Here is a 3,940-nt window from a genome sequence, read left to right on the forward strand (position 1 = left end):
GTGCAGGGCGAAGCGACAAGGCTAAGTGGCTTTTTCTTTAAAGAAAGGTCACCTTGCACGCCGCTCAAGATGCTGCACATAGCTGGAAAACCGCTCTGGATTCCCCAAGGGCATTAGTCCTGAGTGCGAGAATCAGAGATGGAGCTCTGATGGCAACGTTTGGAAGTCTCTCTCTTCTCATCGCTTTAGCGCTGGCTGCGTATAATCTGTTCGCCGGCGCCGTGGCCCTGAGGCTGCTGGCGACAGGCCAGCCCGCGCCAATTGCGCCGGAAAGGCTGGCCGATACGGCACGCCGAGCTGGAATTGCCGCGTTCTTTGCTGTGACGGCCGCGGCTTTTGCCCTGGTGTGGTCTGTCTTCACCAATGATTTTTCGATCACCTACATCATGGAGCACTCGAACCGTGCGCTCCCGGCGGCTTACAAGTTCGCGGCGCTGTGGAGCGGGCAAGAGGGTTCGCTGCTGCTGTGGTGCTGGCTTTTGGCCACCTATGGATTCGTGCTGCGGCTTCGCCATAAGACCGACGTCAAGCTCTACGCCTATGCCGGTACGATCATGGCCGGAATCCAGGTATTTTTCCTGGCGGTGGTGAACTTCGCGGCTCCGCCGTTCGCGCTTCTGAGGGGTTCGATCCCGGCAGACGGCAACGGTCTGAATCCCCTTCTGCAATATCCCGAGATGGTGATTCATCCGCCGATGCTGTATCTCGGCTACGTGGGATTCTCAGTGCCGTTTGCCTTCGCTCTCGGCGCCCTGATGATGCGCTATCCCGGCGAGAAGTGGATCAAGATCACGCGCGTCTGGACGCTCGTGACCTGGCTGTTTCTGACCGGCGGCATCTTCCTCGGCATGCACTGGGCTTATGCGGTGCTTGGCTGGGGCGGTTACTGGGGCTGGGACCCGGTGGAGAACGCAAGCTTTATGCCATGGCTCACCGGCACGGCATTCTTGCACTCGGTGATGATGCAGGAGAAGAAAGGAATGATGAAGAGCTGGAACGTCTGGCTCATCTTCTCGACTTTTCTGCTCACGCTGCTCGGCACGCTGCTGACGCGCGCGGGGCTGGTCAGTTCGGTGCATGCATTCGCACAGTCTTCCATCGGAACCTGGTTCATGGTCTTCATGGGCATCGTGCTCGCGGTGTGCATCTTTACCTACATCCTGCAGCGCAATCATCTGCAGGCGGAGCATCGGCTTGAGTCGCTGGTTAGCCGCGAATCGAGCTTCCTCTTCAATAACCTTGTCCTGCTGACGGCATGCTTCGTGATCCTCTGGGGCACGCTGTTCCCCATCCTCAGCGAGTATGTGGAAGGCAGCAAGGTAACGGTGGGCGCTCCGTTTTATAACCGCGTGGCAATTCCCATCGGACTGTTCCTCCTGTTTCTGACGGGAGTTGGACCGCTGCTGCCGTGGCGCGCTACTTCCCTACGCGCCGTTCGTCGCAACTTCATATTGCCGACGATTGCCTTGTGGGCGATGGTGATCGTCTGCCTCGCTGCCGGCGTACGGCCGTGGAAGGATGGCGCCTTCGATCCCGGCAATTTCTACGCGTTGGTTGCGTTCGCGCTGTCAGCCAGCGTAACGGCGGCGATCTTGTCGGAGTTCTTCCGCGGCGCGGGCGTGATTGCCCGGCAGTCCGGCAAGAACCTGGCCACTTCAATGTATCTCCTCGTCCGGCGCAATACGCGCCGCTACGGTGGATACATCGTCCACATCGCGGTAGTAATCGTGGTGATTGGACTGGCCGGTGCGGCGTTCAACCGCAACACCGAACAGGAACTCGCCTTGCACGACAAGATGAGCGTCGGTCCTTATACGCTGGAGTGCGTCGGATTCACGCAGGACTCGAACGCGAATTACAACTCAGACTACGCGCTGCTTGATGTCTATAGAAATGGCAAGAAGCAGTTCCAGATGGCGCCGGAGAAGCGCGTCTACCTGGCCAGCCAGCAGCCGCAGACCATGGTCGCGATTCACTCCGTTCCCAGCTGGGATCTCTACGTGGTCTTCGAAGGCACCAATCCCGATACAGGGCAGCCCATCATCAAGGCCTTTCTCAATCCTCTTGTGAGCTGGATCTGGGCAGGTGTGGCGCTGATGGTGCTGGGCACGTTTATTGCGCTGGTTCCGAGCCTGACTCCGGCAACAGCTTCGCTGCGGGTGCCCGCTGCGCAGCCGGCGCATGCTGAACCAGTGCTGAAGGGTGGCGACTGAGATGCCGACTCCGTTGGGTTTCACTTTCTGGAAGAGAACATTGCAGGCGGGAACGCTTGCACTCGTAATTTGTTTTTCGCTGGGCGCGAGCGATGCCGGTGCGCGCTATGACAAGTTGAATCACCAGATGATGTGCAGTTGTGGATGCGGTCAGGTTCTGGGCGAGTGCAACCACGTGGGCTGCCCCGATTCACCGGTCCAATTGGCGGAGTTGCGTACGGCCATTAACGCCGGCATGACCGACCAGCAGATATTAGACAGCTTCGCTGCCAAGTACGGCGCCACGGTGCTGGCGGCGCCAAGGACTCACGGATTTGACCTGGTGGCCTGGATCGCACCCTTCGCCGTTTTTCTTGCTGCCATGCTGGGCACAATCCTGCTGGTACGCCACTGGTCCGTGGGCAAGAAGGAAGCTGCGCAAACGCCCAGCACGCCGCAAATGGATGCAATTCACGAACGAATTCGTCGCGAGACCGGCAGTGAAGGAGGGTATTGAGCAATGAGCGAGACTCTTGGATTGGCGCTTGGCTGCCTGATGGCGATGGTGCTGTTTCTCTACACCTTCTGGCCTGAGAACGCGTTTGCGAGCCAGCGGCAGAAGACACGGCTCGATTATCTCGAAGAGCGCAAGGAACAGCTCTACGAGAACCTGCGCGATCTGAATTTTGAATATCGCGCCGGGAAATATCCTGAAGAAGATTTTCTGGCGCAGCGCGCGCAACTTGAAAATGAAACGGCGCAGTTGCTGGTCGAGATGGAATACCTTCAGCAGCAAGCATAGGAATTAGAGAATAAGGACTCCCACAAAGACCATGAAATCGATGAAGACTTTTTGGCATGCAGCAGTTGTGAGCTTTCTTTTTGCCGGCACATTAGCACAGGCAGTGCAGTTGACAGGCACCGTCACAAACAAGACCACGGGGAAGCCGGCGGCCGGGGATGCCGTTGTGCTGGTCGAGCCCATGACAGGCATGACTGAGGTGGCGCATACCACGGTGGACGGGAGCGGGCACTACACCCTCAACCGGCCAACCAACGCGCCCGCGCTGGTAAAGGTTACGCACCAGGGCGCGGAGTTCTTTGCCGATGCGCCGCAAAGCGGTGCGGTGCCCGATATCTCGGTGTACGACGTGGCGCCCAAGGTGGACGGCGTCTTCATTGAAGCGGACGTACTGGAACTCGAGGTTGCAAACGGCCAGTTGCACGTAATCGAGCGCTACTTCGTGCACAACACCAGCATGCCGCCGCGCACGCAGTGGAGCCCGAAGAGTTTTGAAATCGTATTGCCTGAGGAGGCAGTCGTGGAATCGGCGCAGGGACAGCGTCCGAGCACCGGCAGCCTGCCAACGACACTGAAGCTGCAGCCGAACGGCGCAAAGGGCCACTACGCATTCAACTTTCCTATCCAGCCCGACGAAGGCGACAAGGACACCCAGTTCAACATCAGCTACACGATTCCTTACAGCGGGTCATTCACGTTCCGTCCCCAGGTGTCGCTGAGCACCCAAAGCGTCGGCGTGCTGCTGCCGAAGAGCATGACGTTCACTCCGGGATCCAGCTCCGTATTCACGCCGATCAATCAGGACCCGAACATCCAGACCTTCGTGGCCAAGAATGCGGCGCCTGGCAAGCCGCTGGAATTTACAGTGTCCGGCACGGGATCAATGCCGCGTGAGGACCAGGGCGCTGCTGGCCCCGGTGGCCCGCAGGCAGCTGCTCCTGGAGGC

4 protein-coding genes are annotated in these 3,940 nt (G+C 59.0%); all 4 read left to right on the plus strand.

The window, feature by feature from the left end:
- The first annotated feature begins 149 nt into the window (after nucleotides 1–149).
- Complete coding sequence (locus tag WA354_RS13690; protein ID WP_472813573.1) at nucleotides 150–2,213, plus strand: heme lyase CcmF/NrfE family subunit; 2,064 nt, start codon at nucleotides 150–152, stop codon at nucleotides 2,211–2,213.
- A 1-nt stretch (nucleotide 2,214) separates the two neighbouring features.
- Nucleotides 2,215–2,709, plus strand: coding sequence for a cytochrome c-type biogenesis protein (locus tag WA354_RS13695; protein WP_472813574.1), 495 nt, complete (start codon nucleotides 2,215–2,217; stop codon nucleotides 2,707–2,709).
- Nucleotides 2,710–2,712: 3 nt separating this feature from the next.
- Nucleotides 2,713–2,994, plus strand: coding sequence for a hypothetical protein (locus WA354_RS13700; RefSeq protein ID WP_472813575.1), 282 nt, complete (start codon nucleotides 2,713–2,715; stop codon nucleotides 2,992–2,994).
- Between the two features lie 40 nt (nucleotides 2,995–3,034).
- Nucleotides 3,035–3,940, plus strand: a 906-nt coding sequence (locus tag WA354_RS13705; protein WP_472813576.1) for a peptidase associated/transthyretin-like domain-containing protein, incomplete at its 3' end; no start/stop codon positions are given.

The organism is Occallatibacter sp. (assembly GCF_049802275.1).
GTDB lineage: Bacteria > Acidobacteriota > Terriglobia > Terriglobales > Acidobacteriaceae > Telmatobacter.

Bases quoted from the DNA above. Each gene is read 5' to 3' on its own strand.
- WA354_RS13695 (WP_472813574.1), top strand. From the start codon at position 2,215: ATGCCGACTCCGTTGGGTTTCACTTTCTGGAAGAGAACATTGCAGGCG.
- WA354_RS13690 (WP_472813573.1), top strand. From the start codon at position 150: ATGGCAACGTTTGGAAGTCTCTCTCTTCTCATCGCTTTAGCGCTGGCT.
- WA354_RS13700 (WP_472813575.1), top strand. From the start codon at position 2,713: ATGAGCGAGACTCTTGGATTGGCGCTTGGCTGCCTGATGGCGATGGTG.